This window comes from Microbispora sitophila (assembly GCF_014892245.1).
GTDB classification, from domain to species: Bacteria; Actinomycetota; Actinomycetes; order Streptosporangiales; family Streptosporangiaceae; genus Microbispora; species Microbispora siamensis.
The window spans coordinates 63,683-85,384 of record NZ_JADBGC010000026.1 but is presented as its reverse complement, the minus strand read 5'-3'; the positions used below and the strand labels follow the sequence as shown (position 1 = coordinate 85,384).

22 protein-coding genes are annotated in these 21,702 nt (G+C 73.5%); 9 read left to right on the top strand and 13 right to left on the bottom strand.

What is annotated here, in order from left to right:
• Positions 1–274: 274 nt before the first annotated feature.
• Entirely contained in the window at positions 275–1,171 is an 897-nt protein-coding gene (locus tag IL992_RS36380) for a LysR family transcriptional regulator (RefSeq protein WP_193207848.1), read from the bottom strand.
• A 17-nt stretch (positions 1,172–1,188) separates the two neighbouring features.
• Positions 1,189–1,623, bottom strand: coding sequence for an ester cyclase (locus tag IL992_RS36375; protein ID WP_193207847.1), 435 nt, complete (start codon positions 1,621–1,623; stop codon positions 1,189–1,191).
• Between the two features lie 125 nt (positions 1,624–1,748).
• Here IL992_RS36375 and IL992_RS36370 point away from each other — a divergent pair, with 125 nt between their 5' ends.
• Complete coding sequence (locus IL992_RS36370; RefSeq protein WP_193207846.1) at positions 1,749–2,654, top strand: helix-turn-helix domain-containing protein; 906 nt, start codon at positions 1,749–1,751, stop codon at positions 2,652–2,654.
• Positions 2,655–2,670: 16 nt separating this feature from the next.
• On the opposite strand, the gene IL992_RS36365 is transcribed toward IL992_RS36370, so the two are convergent.
• The gene (locus IL992_RS36365) at positions 2,671–3,303 is read right to left on the bottom strand and encodes an AAA family ATPase (protein WP_193207845.1); all 633 of its coding nucleotides are present in this window, start codon (positions 3,301–3,303) and stop codon (positions 2,671–2,673) included.
• 156 nt (positions 3,304–3,459) lie between these two features.
• Here IL992_RS36365 and IL992_RS36360 point away from each other — a divergent pair, with 156 nt between their 5' ends.
• Positions 3,460–4,881, top strand: coding sequence for an MFS transporter (locus IL992_RS36360; RefSeq protein ID WP_226874408.1), 1,422 nt, complete (start codon positions 3,460–3,462; stop codon positions 4,879–4,881).
• A 9-nt stretch (positions 4,882–4,890) separates the two neighbouring features.
• Here IL992_RS36360 and IL992_RS36355 read toward each other — a convergent pair whose 3' ends face one another.
• Entirely contained in the window at positions 4,891–5,319 is a 429-nt protein-coding gene (locus IL992_RS36355) for a MerR family transcriptional regulator (RefSeq protein ID WP_193207844.1), read from the bottom strand.
• 28 nt (positions 5,320–5,347) lie between these two features.
• Between IL992_RS36355 and IL992_RS36350 the strand changes: the two genes are divergently transcribed.
• A complete protein-coding gene (locus IL992_RS36350) occupies positions 5,348–6,088 on the top strand; it encodes a methyltransferase domain-containing protein (protein ID WP_226874406.1) in 741 nt (246 codons plus the stop codon).
• A 145-nt stretch (positions 6,089–6,233) separates the two neighbouring features.
• Positions 6,234–6,575 carry an MmcQ/YjbR family DNA-binding protein gene (locus IL992_RS36345; protein WP_193207842.1) on the top strand — a complete coding sequence of 114 codons (342 nt, stop codon included), beginning with the start codon at positions 6,234–6,236 and terminating at the stop codon, positions 6,573–6,575.
• A gap of 172 nt (positions 6,576–6,747) precedes the next feature.
• Here IL992_RS36345 and IL992_RS36340 read toward each other — a convergent pair whose 3' ends face one another.
• The gene (locus IL992_RS36340) at positions 6,748–7,557 is read right to left on the bottom strand and encodes an SDR family NAD(P)-dependent oxidoreductase (protein WP_193207841.1); all 810 of its coding nucleotides are present in this window, start codon (positions 7,555–7,557) and stop codon (positions 6,748–6,750) included.
• 85 nt (positions 7,558–7,642) lie between these two features.
• Between IL992_RS36340 and IL992_RS36335 the strand changes: the two genes are divergently transcribed.
• Positions 7,643–8,494 (top strand): helix-turn-helix transcriptional regulator, encoded by an 852-nt coding sequence (locus tag IL992_RS36335; RefSeq protein WP_193207840.1) that lies wholly within the window; start codon positions 7,643–7,645, stop codon positions 8,492–8,494.
• 79 nt (positions 8,495–8,573) lie between these two features.
• Here the strand turns inward: IL992_RS36335 and IL992_RS36330 are convergent, their stop codons facing one another.
• Positions 8,574–9,146: a hypothetical protein gene (locus tag IL992_RS36330; RefSeq protein WP_193207839.1), complete on the bottom strand. Its 573-nt coding sequence runs from the start codon at positions 9,144–9,146 to the stop codon at positions 8,574–8,576.
• A gap of 297 nt (positions 9,147–9,443) precedes the next feature.
• Between IL992_RS36330 and metE the strand changes: the two genes are divergently transcribed.
• Complete coding sequence (gene metE, locus IL992_RS36325) at positions 9,444–11,687, top strand: 5-methyltetrahydropteroyltriglutamate--homocysteine S-methyltransferase (RefSeq protein ID WP_193207838.1); 2,244 nt, start codon at positions 9,444–9,446, stop codon at positions 11,685–11,687.
• Here metE and IL992_RS36320 read toward each other — a convergent pair.
• From IL992_RS36320 to IL992_RS36310, 3 genes are read right to left on the bottom strand one after another with little or no spacing between them, the layout of a single operon-like run.
• Entirely contained in the window at positions 11,684–13,249 is a 1,566-nt protein-coding gene (locus IL992_RS36320; RefSeq protein ID WP_193207837.1) for a hypothetical protein, read from the bottom strand. The genes metE and IL992_RS36320 overlap by 4 nt on opposite strands.
• A 54-nt stretch (positions 13,250–13,303) precedes the next feature.
• The gene (locus tag IL992_RS36315) at positions 13,304–13,978 is read right to left on the bottom strand and encodes a response regulator (RefSeq protein WP_193207836.1); all 675 of its coding nucleotides are present in this window, start codon (positions 13,976–13,978) and stop codon (positions 13,304–13,306) included.
• Complete coding sequence (locus IL992_RS36310; RefSeq protein ID WP_193207835.1) at positions 13,975–15,378, bottom strand: sensor histidine kinase; 1,404 nt, start codon at positions 15,376–15,378, stop codon at positions 13,975–13,977. Before IL992_RS36310 ends, IL992_RS36315 begins: the two co-directional genes overlap by 4 nt.
• Positions 15,379–15,574: 196 nt before the next feature.
• Here IL992_RS36310 and IL992_RS36305 point away from each other — a divergent pair, with 196 nt between their 5' ends.
• Positions 15,575–16,579 (top strand): carboxymuconolactone decarboxylase family protein, encoded by a 1,005-nt coding sequence (locus IL992_RS36305; RefSeq protein WP_193207834.1) that lies wholly within the window; start codon positions 15,575–15,577, stop codon positions 16,577–16,579.
• 23 nt (positions 16,580–16,602) lie between these two features.
• Here IL992_RS36305 and IL992_RS36300 read toward each other — a convergent pair whose 3' ends face one another.
• The 3 genes from IL992_RS36300 to IL992_RS36290 all read right to left on the bottom strand — a co-directional run bounded on the left by IL992_RS36300 (position 16,603) and on the right by IL992_RS36290 (position 19,351).
• Positions 16,603–17,385, bottom strand: a complete 783-nt coding sequence (locus tag IL992_RS36300; RefSeq protein ID WP_193207833.1) for a PhzF family phenazine biosynthesis protein — start codon at positions 17,383–17,385, stop codon at positions 16,603–16,605.
• Between the two features lie 11 nt (positions 17,386–17,396).
• Positions 17,397–18,515 (bottom strand): acetate/propionate family kinase, encoded by a 1,119-nt coding sequence (locus IL992_RS36295; protein WP_193207832.1) that lies wholly within the window; start codon positions 18,513–18,515, stop codon positions 17,397–17,399.
• Between the two features lie 71 nt (positions 18,516–18,586).
• Complete coding sequence (locus tag IL992_RS36290) at positions 18,587–19,351, bottom strand: class I SAM-dependent methyltransferase (protein ID WP_193207831.1); 765 nt, start codon at positions 19,349–19,351, stop codon at positions 18,587–18,589.
• 98 nt (positions 19,352–19,449) lie between these two features.
• Between IL992_RS36290 and IL992_RS36285 the strand changes: the two genes are divergently transcribed.
• Complete coding sequence (locus tag IL992_RS36285) at positions 19,450–19,992, top strand: CGNR zinc finger domain-containing protein (protein WP_319019054.1); 543 nt, start codon at positions 19,450–19,452, stop codon at positions 19,990–19,992.
• A gap of 152 nt (positions 19,993–20,144) precedes the next feature.
• Complete coding sequence (locus tag IL992_RS36280) at positions 20,145–20,894, top strand: SDR family NAD(P)-dependent oxidoreductase (protein ID WP_226874404.1); 750 nt, start codon at positions 20,145–20,147, stop codon at positions 20,892–20,894.
• A 32-nt stretch (positions 20,895–20,926) separates the two neighbouring features.
• Here IL992_RS36280 and IL992_RS36275 read toward each other — a convergent pair whose 3' ends face one another.
• A complete protein-coding gene (locus tag IL992_RS36275; RefSeq protein ID WP_193207828.1) occupies positions 20,927–21,661 on the bottom strand; it encodes a PP2C family protein-serine/threonine phosphatase in 735 nt (244 codons plus the stop codon).
• Positions 21,662–21,702: the final 41 nt, after the last annotated feature.

Below are 21,702 nucleotides of genomic sequence, written 5' to 3'. Positions count from 1 at the left end.
TCGCTGATGGCTTCGGTGGTTCGCCCGTGGACCACGGTGGCCGCGCCTCACTTATTCGGCGGCGAATACGCGCTGGGCGGCGTAGTACCAAGAATGCTGATATTGGTGCCGCTAGTCAAGGCTTCAATTAATTCTGCGTCAGGAAATGGCGACACCGCGTCGGGAAATCCGTGACGGCAGTCCGGTCACCTGCCGGTTCTCCGGGACGCGGACGATCCCGTCCCGGAGGGCGACGTGAAACTTTCTCATCGGACCACCGCCGGGAACCCGCGGGTCACCTCGTCCAGAGGCACTCCTGCGCCGTCCGCACGAGTGCCATCACCCCGGCCGACAGCCGTTCGCCCCGCCAGGCGAGCGCGTACGTCAGGCGAAGGTCGCCCGCGTCCAGGGGGACGAAGGCGACGTCGTCCCTGCGGACGGACGTGACGACCAGGGAGGGGGTGGGCAGCAGGCCGACACCGGCCGCGACCAGGTCGAGCGCGGCGGCGAAGTCGTCGATCTCGTCGGCCACCACATGCTGCCGGTGCGGCCCGACGCGGGCGGCGAGCCGTGCCCACATCCCGCCGGGCGGGCGTTCGCGCGGCAGCAGGACGCGGTGCCGCGCGAGCCGTTCGGGCTGCAGGCGGGGCAGGCCGGCGAGCGGGTCCCCGGCCGGTACGGCCAGATGCCCGACGGGCACGTGGAAACGGGCGGCGGTGGTCAGTTCCCGCGGGAAGGGGGCGGCGAGGATGGCCGCGGTCACCTCGCCGGCCGCGAGGGCCGCGACGGCGGCGGCCCGGCCGGCCGGGCGCAGTTCCACCTCGGCCGGGGGATCGAGGCGTGCCATCCTGCGCGCGATCCGCGCCGCGAGGCCGCCGGCGGGCGGGGGATATGCCAGGCGGACAGCGATGCCCTCCGGCGCCGCGAGCCGCCCCGCCTCGGCCGAGAAGGCGGCCGCCGACTCCAGCAACGCCTCGGCGTACGGCAGCAGCGCCTTGCCGGCGGGCGACAGGTGGACCTCCCGGCTGGTCCGCTCGAACAGGCGGACCCCGAGCGCGCGCTCGAGACGGCCGACGGCCTGGCTCGCGGCGGGCTGGGAGACGCCCAGTTCGGCGGCGGCGCGGGAGAAGCTGAGGTGCCGGGCGACGAGGGCGAAGCAGCCGATGTCGCGCAGCGGCGGGCCGGAGTCCACGCTCCAGTATGGGGACCTCAGGCGGTCCTGCGCAGACGCAGGTCGCAGCCCGTCTGGCGGTAGAGCGCAAGCTGGTCGTAGTAGACCCGCCCGCTCGCGAACACGCCGTCCTCCATCGTGTAGGCGCCCGCCGCCGGGAGCACTATGCGGCGGCCGCTGCCCGCGATCTCCGCGCCGCCCGGCAGCAGCAGCGCCCCGGTGTGGGTGCCGCTGAACGTCCACTCCGCGATGATCGTGTCGTCCAGGACGGTCCATGCGGTGATCTCGTTGCGCATGTCGGGAAACGCCGTGAAGAGCTGCCGGAAGTACCAGCCGATCTGCTCGTGGCCCTCGGTCACACCCCCCGGCGTGACGAACACGGCCCCCGGGCTGAAGCAGTGGACCACCCGATAGACGTCCTGGACGTTGATCGCGTCCGTGAGCGCGTCGAACAGCGCGCCGATCTCAGCCATACGCCTCCCGTCCCCGTCCTGGAACTCCTACCCGTGGCGACGGGTCACGACGCCGGCGTGCCGTGGCGTTGACTTGGGAACAGGCCCTTGAGTCTCCAGCCGGTGGAGAGACCAGACTCGGGGTCATGGACGACGAGGGGCTGTTCACCATCGGGTGGCTCTCCCGCCGCACCGGGATGCCGGTGCGCACGATCCGGTACTGGTCGGACGTCGGCGCGCTGCCTCCGGCGGAGCGGAGCGAGGGAGGCTACCGGCTCTACGACGCCGGCGCCGTGGCCCGGCTGGAGCTCATCAGGACGCTGCGGGATCTCGGTCTCGGCCTGGACGACGTACGGCGGGTGCTGGAGCGGAAGGTCACCCTGGCCGACGTCGCCGCCGTCCATGTGGACGCACTGGACGCGCAGATCCGCACCCTGCGGCTCCGGCGCGCGGTGCTCAGCACCGTCGCGAGGCGGCGGTCCGGCACGGAGGAGACGAAACTGTTGAACGATCTGGCACGGCTGTCCGCCGAGGAACGGCGGCGCATCATCGAGAACTTCGTGGACGAGGTCTTCGGCGGCCTGGACGCCGATCCGGAGCTCAGGAACCGGATGCGGCACACCGAGATCGGCCTGCCCGACGACCCCACGCCCGAGCAGGTGGACGCCTGGGTTGAGCTCGCCGAACTCGTGCGCGACCCGGACTTCCGGCGGCGGATGCGCGACATGGTGGAGTACAACACGCGAAACCGTGCGGGGCAGGAGCCGGGAGCCTTCATGTGGTTCGCCAAGAAGGTCGCCTGGCAGGTCGGCCAGGCGCGGGAGAACGGCGTGCGCCCCGACTCGCCGGAGGCCGCCGAGGTCGTCGGCCGCCTGCTCGGCGACATGGACGCCGCCGGCCGGGCGGCGGTCAGGCAGCGCCTGGAGGCCGGCCTGTTCGCCGAGGCCGAGCGCTACCGGCATCTCATGGCCGTGATCAACGGCCGGGAGCCCAAGCCGTCCCACGCCGACGACTTCGCCTGGCTCCTCGCCGCCCTGCGGGCCCATCCCTGAACACCGGGAGGCGGGATCAGTCGAAGCGGATGTGCCTGATCCCCGTCCAGGTCCGCCGCAGGCGACCCCGGAGCGCGCCGTCCGTGTCGGGGGTGAGAGTCAGCCCGGCCGAGGCGGCGATGTGACCGGCGACCTGGGGGACCGTCATGCGGTCGGTCCACACCTGCTCGGCGAACTCCTCCTCGCGCAACCGCTCCAGGCACAGGTCGAGCTTGCGTACGGCGAAGCTCTCCCGCCGCAGCGGGGCGTCCTTGCCCGCGACGAACCGCAGGACATGGCCGAAATTGCGCTCACGCAGCCGTCGTAGCACGGTCTCACGCTCGGCGAGCAGCGCGAAGTGCCGCACGTCGTGACCACGCTCGCGGAGCCCGCCGACGATCTGCCGGAAGTAGGCGGGCTCCACGAGCGTCATCGGGGCGATCACCGTGCCGTCGTGCCCGGTGAGGACCAGGTCGAGCACCTCGAACACGGCTTGCCGCCACGCCGGGATGTCCTGGAAGTCGCCGCGCAAGGACGGCGGTGTCATCCGGTGGATGCCGAAGCCGACGCGCTCGGGGTCGCAGACGACGCTGCCCGGCAGCCGCCGCCGGATCTCGTACGCGGTCTGCGTCTTGCCGCCCCCGAAGGGGCCGTTGATCCACAAGAGCATGGGCCGACTCTACGGAGGTTCGACCGGGGTTGTCCGGCCGGTCGGGCCGGACGCGCTGCCACTCAGGCAGGACGGTCATGCCGGACCGTCTCCGCGAACTCGCGGACTCCGCCACGCTTCGGCGTTGACCGAACTCTCCGTGGGCAGCGATGACGTATGTCGTCGACGAGAACTCCTCGTATCGCCTCCGGCCCCGGCGGGGCCGCGGCGCGCCCGGGACGCCGGACGATCCTCGTCGTGATGTGCGCCGGCATGTTCCTCGTGCAGCTCGACGTGACCATCGTCAACGTCGCCCTGCCGCACATCGGCTCGGACCTCCGCACCGGTCTGCCCGGCATGCAGTGGGTCGTGGACTCCTACACCGTCGTCCTCGCCGCATGCCTGCTCGCCGCCGGCGTCGTGGGAGACCGGCTGGGACACCGTACGGTCGCCGTCGCCGGGCTCGCCCTCTTCGGCACCGCCTCCCTGCTGTGCGGCCTCGCCCCGGGCATCGGCACGCTGGTCGCGGCCCGCGCCCTGCAGGGCTTCGCCGCCGCGCTGCTGCTGCCCAGCACCCTCGCCGTGGTCAACACGACCTTCCCGGAACGCGCGGAACAGGCCCGCGCCCTCGGCATCTGGGCGGGGGTGTCCGCGCTGGCGCTGCCCTGCGGCCCGGTGCTCGGCGGCCTGCTCGTCACCCTCGCCGGCTGGCGCTCGGTCTTCCTCGTCAACCTGCCCGTCGTCGTGGTCGCCATCGTGCTCACCCTCCGCCGCGTCGACGGGGACGAGCCCGCACCCGACCGGCGGCTGGACGTCCCGGGGGTGCTCGCCGCGGCCGTCGCCCTGCTCGCCCTCACCTACTGCGCCATCGCGTACGGCCACTCGGGCGTCTCCGCCCAGACGGCGGCAGCCGCCGTGGTCGCCGTGCTCGGCACGGCCGCCCTGGCCTGGTGGGAGCGCCGGGCTCCCGAGCCCCTCTTCCCGCCGTCCGTCCTCGGCGGCTCCAGCTTCGTCGGCGCCAACGCCGTCGCCGCCCTGATGAACTTCGTCGGGATCGGGTTCGTCTTCGTCGTCACCCTGTATCTCCAGGGTGTCCGCCACCACGACGCCCTGTCGGCCGGCGTCATGCTGCTGCCGCTGTTCGCCCCCCTCGCGCTGTGCGCGCCGATCACCGGGCGGCTCGCCGCCCGTTACGGGCCCCGGCTCCCGATGCTGGGCGGGCTGCTGCTCGGCACGGCCGGCGCCGCGTGCCTGTCGCTGGTCACCCCCACCGGCCCCTACGCGGCGCTCCTCCCCGCACTCCTCGGCCTCGGCCTCGGCATGGGCCTGCTCACCGCGTCCGTGGTCGCGGCGGCGCTGCGCGCCGGGCCCCCGACCCGCCCCGGCCTGTCCTCGGGCGTCAACAACACCGCACGGCAGGCGGCCGGTGCGCTCGGCGTCGCCGTCCTCGGCGCCATCGTGCAGGATCCCGCCAACGCCGAGAGGTTCACCTCGGGCCTGCGATGGGCCGGCGGCCTGTCGGCCCTGCTGTGGATGGCCGCGATCGTCATCACCCTCCGTACGGTGCCGGGCCCGGAGGAGCGGGACGCCGGCGGATGACCGTTCCCGTCATCCGGCGTCGGTGGGCGGCGCGGGAGCCGGCAGGCCGATCCGTTCGCGTACGGCCTGCCGGAAGTGCGCGCAGCCGGTGACGTCGTCGTGGTCGCAGCCCAGCGCGCACTCGACCACCTCCAGCGCCGCCCGGGCCTGTTCGATGCGCCGCCGGAGCTCGGCCTGCCGGCGGCGGAGGATCTCACGCCGTTCGGACGCCGCGCGAGTGGCGATCATCTCGCGGATCTCGTCCAGGCCGAGACCCGCCTCCTTCGCCCGCAGGATCACGGCCACACGGAAGAGGTCGTCGGGGCCGTAACGGCGCCGGTCGCCCGCGACCCGGGCGGGCGTCAGCAGTCCCACCGACTCCCAATGCCGCAGGACGTGCGTCGCGAGGCCGAACCGGGCGGCCGCCTCGCCGATGCCGATGGCCGGGCTTGACTTCATGCCGACATCAAGTCGGACGCTGTCCTCCATGTCGAACCCAACCCTCATCGCCCTTCTCGACCGCGTGGACAGGCATCCGGGCCAGGCGGCGCTGCGTGCTCGCTCCTACGAACTTCTCGGCCTGGCCGCCGGGAGCCGTGTGGTGGACGTCGGCTGTGGCGCCGGGCGGGCCGTCGCGGAGATGGCCGCACTGGGCGCGGAACCGATCGGCCTGGATGTGGACGGCCAGGTGATCGGGGTCGCCCGGTCCCGGCACCCGGGCCTGGAGTTCCGCCAGGCGGACGCCTGCGACCTGCCGTTCGCGGACGGCGAGCTGACCGGTTATCGGGCCGACAAGGTCTACCACGGCCTGGCCGATCCGGTGCGGGCGGTGACCGAGGCATGGCGGGTGCTCGCCCCAGGCGGGCGGATCGTGCTGGTTGGGCAGGACTGGGACACGTTCGTGATCGACTCGGACGACGCCGCTCTCACCCGGGTCATGGTGCGGGCGAGGGCGGACGCCGTCCCCAGCCCGCACGTGGCCCGCCGTCACCGCAACCTCCTGCTCGACGCCGGCTTCGCGGACGTCACCGCCGAGGTCCGTACGGGTGTCTTCACGGATGGTTCGCTCCTGCCGATGGTCACCGGCGTGGCCGAGGGCGCGTACGCGGCGGGGGCGGTCACCCGGCGGCAGGCCGACGACTGGATCGCGGAGCAGACCTGCCGCGCGCGGCGGGGGAGGCTGTTCCTCGCCGTCCCCATGTTCCTGGCCGCCGCCCGGCGCCCGTGAGCGTCGTCGGGGCGGCGGTCGCGCACTGTGCGTGCGACGGGACCGGCCGGAATGTCGGTGGCCGAGGCTACCGTTCGGCCGTGACGATGTTCGATCTTTCATTCCCGGCCACGGCTGGAGCCGTCCGCGTCGAGGAAGGCGTCTGATGGTCACGGTCGACGACGTGCGGCGGGTCGCGCTGGCACTGCCCCGCACCGAGGAGGCGCTGGTGCGCGACCATGTGAAGTTCCGGGTCAGGGGCATCGTGTACGCCTCTGTCTCTCCGGACGAGACCCTGATGGGCTTCGCGTTCCCCAAGGAGGAGCGGGCGGCCCTCGTGGCCTCCGAGCCGGAGAAGTTCCTCATGCCCCTTCCCTCGGACGAGCGCTACCAGTGGGTCCGGGTCAGACTGGCGGCCATCGACGAGACCGAGATGCGGGAGCTCGTCATCGACGCCTGGCGCATGGTCGTGCCCAAACGGGTGGCCGCCGCGTACCTCGCGAGCTGACCGCAGGTCCGGGGTCGTCGAGCCGGGGCGCCAGGGACGGAGACCTTCGCGAGGCGGCGGGCAGGCCCGCGTCGGTGAGAACGACCAAGCTCGACGCGAGGTGTCGAACCCGACGCCTGGCAGAGGTCATTCACGTCACCTGGTATGGCTGAGCACTGTAGACGGTCGACGCTCAGACCCGGGCGCCGCCGTCGACCCGCAGGACGGCGCCGGTCACGAAGGAGGAGCGGTCGCTCAGCAGCCATGCGGCGGCCTCGGCGATCTCGGCCGGGTCGGCCCCGCGGCGCAGCGGTGTCAGCGCCGTGAGCCGCTCCTGGAGTCCGGGGGACTCCGCTTCCCAGGCGCGGATCATCTCGGTGAGCGTGTTGCCGGGAGCGATCGCGTTGACGCGGATGCCTTCGGGGCCGTAGGTGACGGCCGCCGACTCGGTGAGGCTGTTGACCGCCCGTTTCATCGCAGCGTAGGCCGGCAGCTCCGGGTTGCCTCCCCAACTGCCGACGGACGAGTTGTTGACGATGGCACCCGCGCCCGCGGTGGCCCGGATCGCCTCCACCTCGGCGACCATGGCCAGCCAGACGCCCTTGAGGTTCACTGCGTAGATGCGGTCGAAGTCGGCCTCCGGCATCCGGTCCATCGGGCCGGGCTGCTGGCCGGTCGCCCCGTTGTTGAAGGCGACGTCGAGCCGGCCGTACAGGTCCACGGCGCGGCTCACCGCGGCGCGCACGCTTGCCGCGTCGGCCAGGTCGCACACCACGTAGTCCGCGGTGCCGCCCGCCGTCCGGATCTCCTCGGTCGCCGCCTTCAGCTGGGCCTCCGTCCGGGCCGCGAGCAGCACTCGGGCACCCTCCCGGGCGAACAGCCGCGCCGCCGCGGCTCCGATACCGCGTCCGGCGCCGCTGACGAAGGCGACCTTGCCGGCCAGCAGGCCCGCAGCGGCGGGCGTGGCGGGGGTGGATGTGTCAGTGGTCGGTGTGGTGTCCATGGCAGTGAGCCTGCGCCGGTGGGCGTGGCCCATCCAGGCATCGGTTGTACCTGGATCGCCTCCGCGCCCCGGGCAGACTGGAGGGGTGAACCGACGAGAACTGGCCGATTTCCTGCGCAGCAGGCGCGAGCGGATCAGCCCTGCCGACGTGGGACTGCCCGCCGGGCCCAGGCGCCGTACCCCGGGGCTGCGGCGTGAGGAGGCGGCGCAGCTGGCGTTCATCTCGACCGAGTACTACACGCGGTTGGAGCAGGCCCGGGGTCCGCGCCCGTCGCGCGAGGTGCTGGCCGGGCTGGCCAGGGCCCTGCGCCTGTCGGACGCCGAGCGCGCCCATCTCCACCACCTCGCCGGCGCGCCGCCCGCCCCGCCGCCGGGGCCCCCGCGTGAGGTGCGGCAGAGCATCCTCGACCTGCTGGAGAGGCTGCCGCAGGCCGCCGCGTTCGTGACGTCCGCCACGCTCGAGGTGCTCGCCTGGAACGAGCTGGCGGCCGCTCTCATGGAGGACTTCTCGGCCCTGTCGCGGCGTGACCGCAACCTGGTGCGCCGCGTGTTCCTCGGCCCGGGGGACGAGGGACGGCGGTTGTACGGGGTCTCCGACGCCGACGACTTCGCCCGCCACGCGGCCCGGCGCCTGCGTGCCGCTGCCGCCCGCTACCCCGACGCGCCGGAGGTGACCGGGCTGGTGGACGAACTCCTCGCGAAGAGCCCGGAGTTCGCGCGGCTGTGGGCTTCCCACGACGTGGCGGCCGGGCCCACGCTGTGCAAGACCTTCCAGCACCCGCTGGTCGGCCCGATCACCGTGAACTGCGACGCCCTTGACATCGCCGATCGCGATCAGCAGGTGGTGATCTACACCGCCGTCCCCGGTTCGCCGTCCGAAGAGGCGCTACGGCTGCTGTCCGTCATCGGCACACAGCGCATGGACGCCCCCCGCTGAATCTCCTATGGCCGAGGAGTCCGGACGATGAGCGCCGACGGCTGAGCAGAGTGACGTCGCGCGGGAAAATTCGGCGTAGTTACCGCTTGTGCCTACCGTCCTTGTCCCTCTCTCCCGGCTGTATTGGCAGGACCTCCGAGGAGTCCTGATCGCTTCCGTCCTTTGCCCGATGCCGACTGGATCTCGATCGGAGCTGCTTGACGAAGACGCTGGAGACGATATCCGCATCAGACTCTTCGACGGCGAGTTCCACCACGCCCAGCTCGGGATGCTCGCATTCGAGAACGGCGCGCAACCGCATGGGGCGGCTCCACTTCCAGCGTTCGAATGCGGTAACAGGGCGATGTCCCTTCATGATCGCGCCCGTGAGATCTGTGGTCGCCCTTCGCCAGTCGTTCAACCTGCCGGTATACATGAGGCGACCAGCTTCAAGATCCAAAACGCCGTGATGCCAAGCTCCCCAGGTCGTGCCCTGGCGTATGCGCAGGGCACTCATCATTCTGATCCGCCCGCTGGGGAGGCCCAGGCGCTGTGCGGCATCGAATCGTGCGCGACGTTGCCGCGCCCTGCGTGCCCCGACGTAGGCCGCGAACATCGTGAGGAATGGAAGGGCCAATTTGGCGGCGAGTGTGATCGAGTGCCACAGCTGCATGAATCCCCAAGCAAATGAGATCGCCGGTAGTCCGGGGTAGGGGTGGTGTCGCCTTTCTGCTGTCGTGAGTGGGGCGTGGTTATGACGGTACTAGGGCAGCGCGGCCTCCTCGTTCAGCCTGCCGACCGGCCGGGGATCGTCACCCCACGCCTTCGATCACGTTCGCGCCGGCTTATGGATGCCGGCCGCCATCAGGACCACGTCGGAGTGATCCATAAGCACGGTCAATAGATCCGGCCCGGCAACGCCACGTACGGAGAGGATGCGGGCGTTCTGTTCGACACATGAGGAGTGGTGATGACGTCGTCTTTTCCCGCATCGACCGTGCTGGGATATCCGCGGATCGGGCCGGATCGGGAGTTGAAGCGGGCGCTGGAGTCGTACTGGGAGGGGCGCACGAGCCGGGCGGACCTGGAGGAGACCGCGCGGCGGTTGCGCGAGGACACCTGGCGACGGCTCGCCGCGCTCGGACTGGAAGGCCTTCCGTCGAACACGTTCTCCTACTACGACCAGGTGCTCGACACGGCGGTGCTGCTGGGCGCGGTGCCCACGCGTTACCGGCACGACGACGACCTGACGACCTACTTCGCGATGGCCCGCGGCGCCGAGGGGATCGCCCCACTGCGCATGACCAAGTGGTTCGACACCAACTACCACTACATCGTGCCGGAGATCGGCCCGGACACGGTCTTCTCGCTCGACGCCGCCAAGCCGCTGGCGGAGGTGCGCGAGGCCCGCGCGCTGGGGCTGGAGACCCGGCCTGTGCTGGTCGGGCCGGTGACGTTCCTGCTGCTGTCGCAGGCCGCCCCGGACAGTCAAGGCAGCCCGGGCAACCCTGACGGCTTCGCCCCGCTCGACCGGCTGGACGACGTGGTCGAGGTGTACGCGCGCCTGCTGGCCGAGCTGGCCGCGGAGGGCGTCGGCTGGGTGCAGCTGGACGAGCCCGTGCTGGTCGCCGACCGCACCGCCGCCGAGCTGGCCGCGGTCGAGGCGGCGTACGGACGGCTGGGACGGCTGGAGCACCGGCCCGCGCTGCTGGTCGCCTCCTATTTCGGGGATCTCGGCGACGCGCTGCCCGTGCTGGCCGGAACGCCGGTCGAGGCCGTCGGCCTGGACCTCGTCCGGGGCACGGCCCACGGTGTGGAGGCCCTGGCCGGCAAGACGGTCGTCGCCGGCGTGGTCTCGGGCCGGGACGTGTGGCGCACCGACCGGGACCGCGCGCTGGGCACGCTGCTCGCCGTACGGGAGCGCGCCGGGCGGATCGTGGTGAGCACGTCGTGCTCGCTCCTCCACGTGCCGTACGACGTGGAACGGGAGACCGGCCTGGATCCCGCGCTGCGCGAGCGGCTGGCGTTCGCCGAGCAGAAGGTCGCCGAGGTGGCCGAACTCGCGGCTCTGCTCGCCGCCACACCCGGCCGTCACCTGCCCGAACGCCCCGCTGCACAGGGCCGGCCGCACGCGTCCCGGGTCCGGACGGCGGAGGGCCGCGCTCCCTACGCCGTGCGGGCCGCGGCGCAGGCCGAGCACCTGAAGCTGCCGCTTCTCCCGGTCACCACGATCGGCTCCTTCCCCCAGACGGGCGAGCTGCGCCGGGCCCGGGCGGCCCTGGCGGCCGGGGAGATCGGCGAGGCGGCGTACGAGAGCATGGTCCGCGCGGAGATCGAGCAGGTGATCGCGCTGCAGGAGCGGCTGGGGCTGGACGTCCTCGTGCACGGCGAGCCCGAGCGCAACGACATGGTGCAGTATTTCGCCGAGCACCTCGACGGCTTCGCCGTCACCCGGCACGGCTGGGTCCAGTCGTACGGCTCGCGCTGCACCCGCCCGCCCATCCTGCACGGCGACGTGCGCCGGCCGGAGCCGATCACCGTCCGCTGGGCGCGGTACGCCCAGTCGCTGACGAGCAAGCCGGTCAAGGGCATGCTCACCGGCCCGGTGACGATCGTGGCGTGGTCGTTCGTCCGCGACGACCTGCCACTGCGCGAGGTGGTGTTCCAGGTCGCCGACGCCGTACGGGAGGAGGTGGGCGACCTGGAGGAGGCGGGCATCCGCGTCATCCAGGTCGACGAGCCCGCGCTGCGCGAACTGGTGCCGCTGCGGCGCGCCGAGCAGGCCGCCTACCTGGAGTGGGCCGTCGCGGCCTACCGATGGGCCACCTCCGGCGCGAGCGAGCACACGCAGATCCACACGCACCTGTGCTACTCGGACGCCGATGAGATCCTCGCCGCGATCGACGGCCTCGACGCCGACGTCACGAGCATCGAGTCGGCGCGCTCGCGGGGGCGCCTGCTCGGCGCGGTCGGCGCCTTCCCCAGGGGATTGGGGCCGGGCGTGTACGACATCCACTCGCCGCGGGTGCCGGGCGCCGGCGAGGTGGAGCACCTGCTCGAGGAGGCGCTGCGGACGGTGCCCGCCGAGCGGTTGTGGGTCAACCCCGACTGCGGGCTGAAGACCCGCTCGTACGAGCAGGTCGAGGCGGCGCTCGCCAACGTGGTCGAGGCGGCGGCCCGCCTGCGCGAGCGGCTGTTCCACGACTTCCGCTAGAGGCCGGCGCTGGCCAGGACGACGCCCCGATAGAGGACGAGCGGGGCGCCGCCGTCGAGACGCGCCAGAACGATCTCGTCGTCCGGGCCGGGACCGGCGCGCAGGCTGTCTCGGGGGCGCAAGGAGACGATGAGGTGCCGTCCGTCGGCGGTGGGCAGCACCCCGGCGACGGTCTGGTCCTCCCGGGCCCCGGTGGCGATCCGGACCGGCCCGCCCCGCTCGCCGACCGCCGTGAGGGCGCGTCCTTCACCGGAGAACAGGATCCGGTGGCCGGGCAGGGCCGCGATGGGGACCGTTCCCGCCGGACCCGCGACGGCGACCCCGTCGCGGGAGACGGCGATCACGGCGCGGTTCGGGGCGAAGCGGAGCCCTGCCAGAGGAGGCGCGCCGGGGACCGACTCCTCCTGCCCCACAGGGGCCGCTGCCGGGAGCGGCGTGGCCTGCTGGGCCCGCGTGACGACGACGGTTTGCCGGGCCCTGGCCTGCCGCAGGTCCACCTCCCACACCTCGGCGGGCTTCGGGTCACCGATGTCCGCGTTCCGGGCGAGCACCGCGACGAGCGCGTGATCCCCCGCGATGACGATCTTCGCGCTGCCGTCGCTGGTGGGGAAGCCCTTCACCGGAGTGAGCGTGCCCGTCCGCAGGTCGGCCACGACCAGGCGCGGGCGGGCACGGCCCGCCGTCGCGAGGGCACGGCGGCCGTCCGGCGTGAAGGCGACCGCGCCGACGTCGTCCACCAGCCGGCGGACCTTGCCGCGGAAGCCGGCGACGGCCAGAGCCGGCGGACGGTCGCCCTGCCGCAGGATCGTCGCGTACCCGTCCGCGGTGAAGACGCCGGGGGCGCCACGGCTCGACCGCGCTGCCGATATCTGGCCCACGGTCGCCGTGGTGCCGTCCCGGGTGTCGGTGATGACGAGCGCGTCGTCGCGCAGCGAGGCCAGGTAGCGCCCGTCGGGGGAGACGGCCACCGGAAACGCCGGAACCAGGGTCCTCGAGGTCGCGGTGCCGTCGCGCAGGTCGACGCCGCCGGCGCTGGTCGGTCCCGTGCCGTACCAGTACACGCCGCCGTTGGGGGCGCGCTCGCACTGCGCCTCCGGCCCGGGCTGCTCGACTCGGCCGTCCGTACGGACGAGCAGGCATCGCCCGGTGGTCGCGGACACGGTGGGGCCGGCGGGGAAGGTCCCGGTGACGAAGACGTGACCGGGGAGCGCGGCGTCGACCACGTCACCGGAGACCAGGACGGCGTCCCGGGGATCCTCGGCCAGGCCGCGCACCGGGATGGGGACGGCCGGGTCGCCGAGTGCGACCTCCACGTGCCTGCGGACCCACGTGCCCTTCGCCAGCGCGTCGCCGAACCGGCCCACCCGGATCAGGCCGAGCAGGTCGTCCCGCGTCTCGTCGGGCACGCGGGCGAGGAAGACGGCCGCGCCGGGTCCTTCGACTCCGGGGGGCAGCGGGTTGACGCGTGCGGCCAGGTTTTCCGGCCGCGGCGGCCCGCCGGGGGAGCAGGCCGCGAGCGAGAGCAGGGCGAGCACCACGGCCGCGGGCGTACGCAGACCCATGAGCGCGATCTTAGATACCCTCGTCGTCCAGGTCACCAAGATCGGGAGATCCGCTCAGCCCGGCTTGGCGGAACTTCGGGGGACCACCAGGCCGGACTCGTAGGCGAAGACGACGAGCTGGGCGCGGTCCCGCGCGCCGAGTTTGGTCATCGCCCTGCTCACGTGGGTCTTGGCGGTGAACGGGCTGATCACCATGTGCGCGGCGATCTCCTCGTTGGTGAGGCCGCGCGCGACCAGGGCGACGACCTCCCGTTCGCGGTTGGTGAGCTCCTCCAGGGCGGCCGTCGGCACGGCGTCCGGAGGGCGGGAGACGTACTCGCTGATGAGCGTCCGGGTGACCGCCGGGGACAGCAGGGCGTCGCCGCGCGCCGCGACCCTGATCGCCTGGAGAAGCTCCACCGGGTCGGTGTCCTTGAGCAGGAAGCCGCTCGCGCCGGCCCGCAGCGCGTCGAACACATAGCGGTCGAGCCCGTAGTTGGTCAGGATCACCACCCGAGTGGCGGCCAGGCGGGGATCGGCGGCGATGCGGCGGGTCGTCTCGATGCCGTCCATCACCGGCATCTGGATGTCCACGAGCGCGACGTCGGGGACGTGCCGCTCGGCCAGGGCCAGGCCCTGACCGCCGTCGCCCGCCTCGCCGACCACCTCCACGCCGTCCTCGGCGTCGAGCAGCGCCCTGAAACCGGCCCGGATGAGCGCCTGGTCGTCCACCAGCAGCACCCTGATCACGCCGCTCCCTCCCGGACCGGCAAGGGCAGCTCGGCCTGGACGGTGAAACCGCCGTCCGGCCCAGGACCGGTCTGGAGCCGCCCGCCGAGCGCGGACACCCGCTCCCGCATGCCGGTCAGTCCCACGCCCACGCGAACCGCTTCGGGCCGGACCAGCGTGGCCGTCTCGGCGGCCCCGCCGGCTCCGTGCCGTGGTGTGACGCTGTGCCGCGGTGTGACGCCGGGCAGACCCCTGCCGTCGTCCTCGACGCGTACGACGAGGGTGTCGGCCAGGTAGCGGACGTGCACGCACGCCGAGGCGTCGCCCGCGTGCCGCGCCACGTTGGTGAGCGCCTCCTGCACGATCCGGTAGGCGGCCAGGTCGACCTCGGGCGGCAGGGCGCGGGGCGTGCCGGTGACCGCCAGCGTGGCCGGCACGCCCGCCGACCGCGCCCGCTCGACCAGCTCGCCGATCCGGTCGGCCCGGGCCGTGCCGGGCGCATCGTCAGGGCCCGGTTCGCGCAGCACCTCCAGCGTCGCGCGCAGCTCCCGCATGGCGTCCGCACTCGCGTCCTGGATCGCCAGCAGCGCGGCAGGCACGTCCTCGCCCCGCTTGCGCGCCAGGTGGACGGCCACGCCGGCCTGCACCTTGATGATCGAGATGCTGTGGGTGAGCGAGTCGTGCAGCTCTCTGGCGATGCGCAGTCGCTCCTCGCCGGCCCGGCGGCGCGCGACCTCCTCGCGGGTGCGCTCCGCCTCGACGGCGCGCTGCTCGGCCTGGCGCAGGTACGCCCGGCGCTGCCGGGAGACGACCCCCGCCACGTTGGCGGCGACGAACCAGCCGACCAGCAGGCCGACCCGTTCCACCACCTCGCGCGGGGTCCGCGTGCCGAGATCCGACAGGTCCGCCAGCAGGACGCCGCCGAGGTAGGCCGCGCTCACCGACGCCGCCCACACGCGCCGGCCGGTGGCGGCCGCCGAATACACCGTGACCATGACGGGAAAGGCGGGCGCGATCTCGGGCTGCACCCGCAGGGCGTAGGCCAGCATGCAGGCCGCGGAGACGACGAGCGCCGTCACCGGCGCCGACCGGCGCGCGACCAGGGCGGCGGACCCGCCCACCAGGAGCAGGTAGCCCACCATCCCCACCTGCGTGGGGCCGTTCGGCGACCCGGGAATCAGGGTGCCGCCCGCGAGCAGCACCGCCACGACAGCCGCGATCGCGGCGTCCGCGGCGTACGTCCCGGGAACGCGGCGGCGCGGTGCGCCCGCCCGGCTGTCCGGCAGGGCCGGTCCGTCCGAGAGGGCCGGCAGGTCCGCGAACGCCCGTGGGCCGGACGACGCCGGCGCGTCCACGATCACCGGTGAGTCAGGGGACGCCGGTGGGCTGGGGAACGCCTGCCGTCCGTGATCGCCGTCCATGTCCGAAGCGTAACCGCGCCCGACGGGCGCCGCCTCCTCCCGGCGGACCGATCCGGAACTACTCCCGCCGGAGTACGCAGGGCCGCCACTCGCCGTGCCGGGAGCGGCCCGTAACGCCTTCCGCCGTACGACGACGGGGGCGGCCGTGCCCGGCAGGATCGGGCCGCATGACAGTACGACCGACGAGGAGGCCGAAATGCCGACGCCGTACCGCTATGTGACCCCGGTGCCCACGGAGGCGGCGGCGGGGCTGATCGCCGAGGTCTACGCCCAGATCGCCCGTGATTTCGGCATGGCCCGGATGCCGCTGTTTCTGACGCTGTCCCCGGCTCCGGAGGTGCTCGCCGCCACATGGGCGATGCTGCGCGAGTCGCTGCTCGCCGGGCAGGCGCCGAGGGCGGCCAAGGAGGTCGTCGCCACCGGGGTCTCCCTCGCCAACAAGTGCCCGTTCTGTGTCGACGCGCACACCGTGCTCCTGCACGCGACCGGCGAGCACGCCCTGGCCGAGACCGTCGCGCGCGGGCAGACGCCGTCCGATCCGGAGCATGCCCGGCTGTTCGCCTGGGCCACCGGCACGGCCACGGCCGGGCAGGCGCCGCCGTGCCCGCCCGGTCACGCGGCCGAGCACATCGGCACGGCCCTCGCCTTCCACTTCATCAACCGGATGGTGTCGTCGCTGCTGACCGACAACCTCCTGCCCGCCGGCCTGCAGCGGTCCCGGCTCGTACGCGGCCTGGGCGGCAGGGCTCTCGCCAGGACGGTACGCCGCAGGCTGCCGCAGGGCGAGGCGCTGCCGCTGCTGCGTGGGCTGCCGTCGGGCCCGGCCCCGGCGTGGGCGGCGGGAACCCCGGCCGGGACCGCGTTCGCCGCGCTGCGGGCCGCGGCGGAGGAGGGGGTCGCCCTGCTGGGTGACACGGCCAGGGAGGCGGTCGTGGAGGCCGTCGCGGCCTGGGACGGCGAACACCCTCCGCTGTCCGGCTGGCCGTCCGGTCCGCTGGCGGACGTCGCCCCCGAACAGCGCCCGGTCGCCCGGCTCGCCCTGCTGGCCGCCCTCGCGCCCTATCGGGTGACCGACGCCGACGTGGCCGCCTGGCGGGAGGCGGGGGGCGGCCGGCACGACGCCGACCTCGTGCGGCTGCTGGCGTTCGGGGCGATCACCGCCGTCCGGCGGATCGAGGCCGCCCTCGCCGTGCCGGCCTGACGCGACCGTGGGGGAGGAGGAGGTCAGACCTCCAGTTCGCCGGACCAGATGGTCACGGCGTGCCCGGCGAGTTCGACGCGATCGCCGCGCAGGGTCGTGCGTACGGTCCCGCCGCGCCGCGACACCTGCTCCCCGACGAGCGTGTCCCGGCCGAGCTTGCCCGACCAGTGGGGCGCGAGCACGCAGTGGGCCGAGCCGGTGACCGGATCCTCCGGCACGCCCACCCGGGGCGCGAAGAACCGGGAGACGTAGTCGGCGCGGGTGCCCTCGCCGGACGCCGTCACGATGACGCCCCTGGCCTCGACCTCGGCCAGCCGCGTCATGTCGGGGTCGGCGGCCCGCACCTCCTCGGCCGACCCGACCTCGACCAGGACGTCGAACCGGCTGCGCCCGGTCCACAGGGGTGTGACGCCGAGGGCCTCGGCGAGGCCGTTCGGGGGTGGGCACGACGTGGGCGGGTTCGCCGGGAAGTCCATCGCGATCAGCCCGTCGTCCGCCTGCTCGGTGGCGAGCACGCCGCTCTTCGTGGCGAACTCCAGCCGCCCGGACTCGCCCAGTGAGTAGAGGACGTGCGCGGTGGCCAGGGTGGCGTGCCCGCACAGCGCGACCTCGACCGCGGGGGTGAACCAGCGCAGTGAGCGCGGCCCCTCGTCCCGCCGCAGCACGAAGGCCGTCTCCGAGTGGCGCATCTCGGCGGCCACCGCCTGCATCCACTCGTCCGGCACGGTCTCGTCGAGGAGGCAGACCGCGGCGGGATTGCCCCGGAACGGCCGGTCGGTGAAGGAGTCCACGGTGAAGATGCGCATGTCCGCGGATTCTACGGCCGCCCGCCTTCGCCGGCGGACTCGCCGAGCGCGGCGAGGGTCTCCCGGGCGACCTGGAGCTCCTCGCGGGGCCGCACGACGAGGACCGGCAGGCGGGCGCCCGGCGGGCTGACGACGCGATCCCGGTCCACGTCGGTCACGGCGGGCGGTTCGACGCCGAGCAGCGACAGCCTGCCGCACACCGCCTCGCGCACCTCGGGCTGGTCCCAGCCGATCTCGCCGGTGAACACGAGCGCGTCGAGCCGGTCGAGGGCGGCGGCCGAGGCGGCGATCTCCCGGCTCACCCGGTAGGCGAACACGTCGAGAGCCAGCGCGGCGGCCTCCTCCTTCGAGGCGACCAGGTCGCGAGTGTCGCCGGACAGGCCGCCGGAGAGCCCGAGCAGGCCGGAGTCGTGCTCCAGCCCGTCGCGCAGTTCCTCCAGCGTGAGGCGCGAGCCGGACAGCAGCCACAGGAGCAAGCCGGGATCGACACTGCCCGAACGCCTGCTCATGGGCACGCCCTCCAACGGGGTGAACCCCATCGAGGTGTCCACGCTCCGGCCGTTCCGCACGGCGCAGACCGAGCATCCGCCGCCGAGATGCGCGAGGACCAGGTTGACCTCTCCGGCCGGGCGTCCGAGCAGTTCGGCCGCCCGGCGGGCCGCCCACGCGTACGACAGCCCGTGGAAGCCGTAGCGGCGCAGGCCCCACCGCCGCCGCCACTCGGCCGGCAGGGCGTAGGTCGCGGCGGCGGCGGGCAGTCCGGCGTGGAAGGCGGTGTCGGGACACAGCACGTGCGGCACGGACGGCAGCACCCGCCGGGCCGCCTCGACCAGCGCGAGCGCGGGCGGCACGTGCAGCGGCGCGAGGTCGGCGTATCCGCGCACGGCCTCCACCACGCCGTCGTCGGCGACCGCCGGCGCGCGGACGGCCTCGCCGCCGTGGACGAGCCGGTGACCGACGGCGGTCACCTCGGCGTCCGCCCCGGACAGGAAGTCCGACAGCGTACGCTCCGCCGCGGCGGGGTCCGGGCTGTGCTCGCTGTGCTCGATCCGCAGCACGCGGCCGTCCCGCACCAGATGCAGCTGCAGGCTGCTGGAGCCCGCGTTGACGGTGAGCACGGTCGGTGTCATGGCGTCCGTCTTTCCGGCGACCCGGCGAGCAAACCCCGGCCGGCAATCCCGCGGCGGGGCGCAGAGCGAGATTACGGACGTATGGCGCAGAGCAGGCGGTTGTCGCCGCGCTGCCACAGCGTCCCGATCTCGGCGAAGCCCGCCGCGCGGAGGGCCTCGACGTGGGTGGACAGGTGGAGCGACTCCGAGCCGTGGTGCGCCGCGGTGGCCGGCCGGGGCGCCGCGACACCGGCGAGTTCGGGGTCGGCGGCGATCGCGTCCCACCACTGACGCCAGTCCTCGGGACGGCCGCCGGCGAAGCGCCGCCGCTCCTCGCTCTCGTGCACGGCCCGCTCCAGCCTCGCCAGCGCCGGAGTGATGTCCTCCGAGCTGAAGTGGTCGCCGTCGAGGAACAGCCCGCCCGGCCGCAGCACGGTCGCGAGCTCGGCGTACACGGCCCGCAGATCGGGCTCGGCCAGCCAGTGCAGCGCGGTCGTGCTCACCGCCGCGTCCGCCGGGCGGTCGAGGCCGAGTGCCTCGCTCCACCCCGGCTCCCGCAGGTCCAGGTCGGCGAAGCGCAGGCCGTCGCGGTCGCCGTACGCCGCACGGGCCAGCGACAGCAACAGGGGATCGGCGTCGACCGCGACGACCCTGGCCCGGGGAATGCGGCTCAGCAGGCGGGCCGAGAGCGAGCCGGGGCCGCAGCCGAGGTCGATCACCAGGGGATCCGGGCGGCCCACGCCCGCCTCGACGGCGTCGATCAGCGCGGTGAAGCGCTCCTCCCGGTCGGGGAGGTAGCCCTCCTGCTGGCGGTCCCAACGGTCGATCCACCGGGTGGCGACGTCCAGAGTGAGCATGCCGTCTCCTTGTAACTGGCGTGTATGCTTTCGGCAGTTACAACGTAGAACGCAAGGGCGTAACTGGTCAAGTGAACTTCAACAGTCACACTGATGCCGTGGTGGCGGTCGCCGTCGGCCTGGTCAACGCGCTGACCGTGGGGGAGGCGCGGGGCCGGCCGTACGAGCCGCCGACGGGTGAGGCGCGGGCCGCCGCGGTCGCCGACGTCCTCGCGACCGGCGACAGGAGGGCGCCCGAGGTCGCCGAGGCGGAGGCGGGCGCGCTCGCCGAGGTGGCGGGGCGACTGCGCGGGGTGTTCGAGGCGGTGACGCGGGGCGACGTGGACGCGGCGGCGCTCACCGTGAACGGGCTGCTGGCGGAGACGGACGCGCGCCCGCACCTCGACCGGCACGACGGGGAGCCCTGGCACCTGCACTTCCACGGCGCGGGCGGCACCCTGGCCGGCAACTACGCGGCCAGTTGTGCGACCGGCCTCGCCGTGGTGCTCGGCAGCGATTTGCACGACCGGCTCGGCGTGTGCACCGCGCCGCACTGCGACCGCGTGTACGTGGACACCTCCCGCAACGGCACCCGCCGCTTCTGCTCCACGGCCTGCCAGAACCGGGTCAAGACGGCCGCCTTCCGGGCGCGCGGCGCCTGACCGCTTCTCCGCCGTGCCTTCCCCGCGCCCTTCCTGACCTCGAACGCCAGGTCCGAACGCGAGGTCCGAACGCGAGGTCCGAACGCGAGGTCCGAACGCGAGGTCCGATCGCCGCCGGACCTCCCGGCGCCGTTGTCGCCATGCTCGACACCATGAACGAGATCAACGACATGAACGGCAAGGCGGCCCTGGTCACCGGGGGTGGCCGGGGGATCGGCGCCGCCGTCGTCCTGAAGCTGGCCGAGCGCGGCGCGGATGTGGCGCTCACCTACGAGCGCGACCAGGACAGCGCGGCCGCCGTGGCCGAGAGGGTGAAGGGGATGGGCCGGCGGGCGCTGGTCATCCGGGCCGACAACGGCGACGCGGAGGCGGTCGCCGCGGCCGTGGACGAGGCCGCCGCGGAGTTCGGCCGGCTCGACGTCCTCGTGAACAACGCGGCGCTCTTCCCCGTCGCGCCGATCGAGGACCTGGGGCCGGAGGAGATCGACCGCACGCTCGCGGTCAACGTGCGCGGGCCGTTCCTGGCCGCGCGGGCGGCGGCGGGCCACATGACCGAGGGCGGCCGGATCATCACGATCGGAAGCAACATCGCCGAGCGGACCGTCTTCCCCGGGTTCACCCTGTACGCCATGAGCAAGACGGCCATGACCGGAATGACCAAGGGGCTCGCCCGTGACCTCGGGCCGCGCGGCATCACGGTCAACCTCGTCAACCCCGGCCCGACCGACACCGCCTCGAACCCGGCGGACAGCCCCATGGCTGACACGGTCCGGGGGCTGACGGTCCTCGGCCGCTACGCGGCGCCGGAGGACATCGCCGAGACCGTCGCCCACCTGGCGGGCGACGGCGGGCGCTACGTCACCGGCGCGACGATCAACGTCGACGGCGGCTGGGCCGTCTGACGTCCACTGATGGCCGCGGGGACGGTCAGGTGTCAGGCGTCGGCGGCTTCGACGTCGGCGACCACGCACGAGATGTTGTCGGGTCCGCCGCCCTCGTTGGCCAGCTCGATGAGCCGGCGGACCGTCTCCTGCGGATCGGCCACGGTGGTGAGCACGTGGTGCAGCGCCTCGGGTTCGAGCACGGAGGTGAGCCCGTCGGAGCACAGCAGGTAGCGGTCGCCCGGGAACGCCTCGCGCAGCGACAGGTCGGGTTCGGCCAGGCCGCTCGTCTCCAGCGCCCGCAGCAGCAGGGAGCGGCGCGGATGGCGGGCGGCCTGGTCGGGGCTCATCCGCCCGTCGTCCACCAGCGACTGCACCAGCGTGTGGTCGCGCGTGATCTGGTAGAGCGCACCGTCACGCAGCATGTACGCCCGCGAGTCGCCCACGTGGGCCAGGGCGAACTTCCCCTGGCCGTCCCACAGCATCGCGGTGACCGTGGTGCCCATCCGTTCGAGCGCCGGGTCCTGCGCGGCGAGGTCGCCCAGGCGCTGCCCCGCCTCCCGTACGGCGTCCGCGAGGGCGGCCACGGGGTCGGCGGGAGCCGGGCCGTCCTCCAGTCTGGCCAGTGTGGAGATGACGGCCGCGCTGGCGACCTCGCCGTGTCCGTGCCCGCCCATCCCGTCGGCGATGGCGAGCAGTCGCTCGCCGGCGTGCACCGAATCCTCGTTGTTGGCACGCGAACGCCCGACGTCCGACCCAGCGGCGTACCGAATACGGTTGTGCGTCATGGTTTTGAGTAAACCATTGGTTGAGTGACTTCACAAGCACG

Bases quoted from the DNA above. Each gene is read 5' to 3' on its own strand.
- IL992_RS36375 (WP_193207847.1), bottom strand. From the start codon at position 1,623: ATGGCTGAGATCGGCGCGCTGTTCGACGCGCTCACGGACGCGATCAAC.
- IL992_RS36370 (WP_193207846.1), top strand. From the start codon at position 1,749: ATGGACGACGAGGGGCTGTTCACCATCGGGTGGCTCTCCCGCCGCACC.
- IL992_RS36365 (WP_193207845.1), bottom strand. From the start codon at position 3,303: ATGCTCTTGTGGATCAACGGCCCCTTCGGGGGCGGCAAGACGCAGACC.
- IL992_RS36360 (WP_226874408.1), top strand. From the start codon at position 3,460: ATGTCGTCGACGAGAACTCCTCGTATCGCCTCCGGCCCCGGCGGGGCC.
- IL992_RS36355 (WP_193207844.1), bottom strand. From the start codon at position 5,319: ATGAAGTCAAGCCCGGCCATCGGCATCGGCGAGGCGGCCGCCCGGTTC.
- IL992_RS36350 (WP_226874406.1), top strand. From the start codon at position 5,348: ATGTCGAACCCAACCCTCATCGCCCTTCTCGACCGCGTGGACAGGCAT.
- IL992_RS36345 (WP_193207842.1), top strand. From the start codon at position 6,234: ATGGTCACGGTCGACGACGTGCGGCGGGTCGCGCTGGCACTGCCCCGC.
- IL992_RS36340 (WP_193207841.1), bottom strand. From the start codon at position 7,557: ATGGACACCACACCGACCACTGACACATCCACCCCCGCCACGCCCGCC.
- IL992_RS36330 (WP_193207839.1), bottom strand. From the start codon at position 9,146: ATGCAGCTGTGGCACTCGATCACACTCGCCGCCAAATTGGCCCTTCCA.
- metE (WP_193207838.1), top strand. From the start codon at position 9,444: ATGACGTCGTCTTTTCCCGCATCGACCGTGCTGGGATATCCGCGGATC.
- IL992_RS36320 (WP_193207837.1), bottom strand. From the start codon at position 13,249: ATGGGTCTGCGTACGCCCGCGGCCGTGGTGCTCGCCCTGCTCTCGCTC.
- IL992_RS36310 (WP_193207835.1), bottom strand. From the start codon at position 15,378: ATGGACGGCGATCACGGACGGCAGGCGTTCCCCAGCCCACCGGCGTCC.
- IL992_RS36305 (WP_193207834.1), top strand. From the start codon at position 15,575: ATGCCGACGCCGTACCGCTATGTGACCCCGGTGCCCACGGAGGCGGCG.
- IL992_RS36300 (WP_193207833.1), bottom strand. From the start codon at position 17,385: ATGCGCATCTTCACCGTGGACTCCTTCACCGACCGGCCGTTCCGGGGC.
- IL992_RS36295 (WP_193207832.1), bottom strand. From the start codon at position 18,515: ATGACACCGACCGTGCTCACCGTCAACGCGGGCTCCAGCAGCCTGCAG.
- IL992_RS36290 (WP_193207831.1), bottom strand. From the start codon at position 19,351: ATGCTCACTCTGGACGTCGCCACCCGGTGGATCGACCGTTGGGACCGC.
- IL992_RS36280 (WP_226874404.1), top strand. From the start codon at position 20,145: ATGAACGAGATCAACGACATGAACGGCAAGGCGGCCCTGGTCACCGGG.
- IL992_RS36275 (WP_193207828.1), bottom strand. From the start codon at position 21,661: ATGACGCACAACCGTATTCGGTACGCCGCTGGGTCGGACGTCGGGCGT.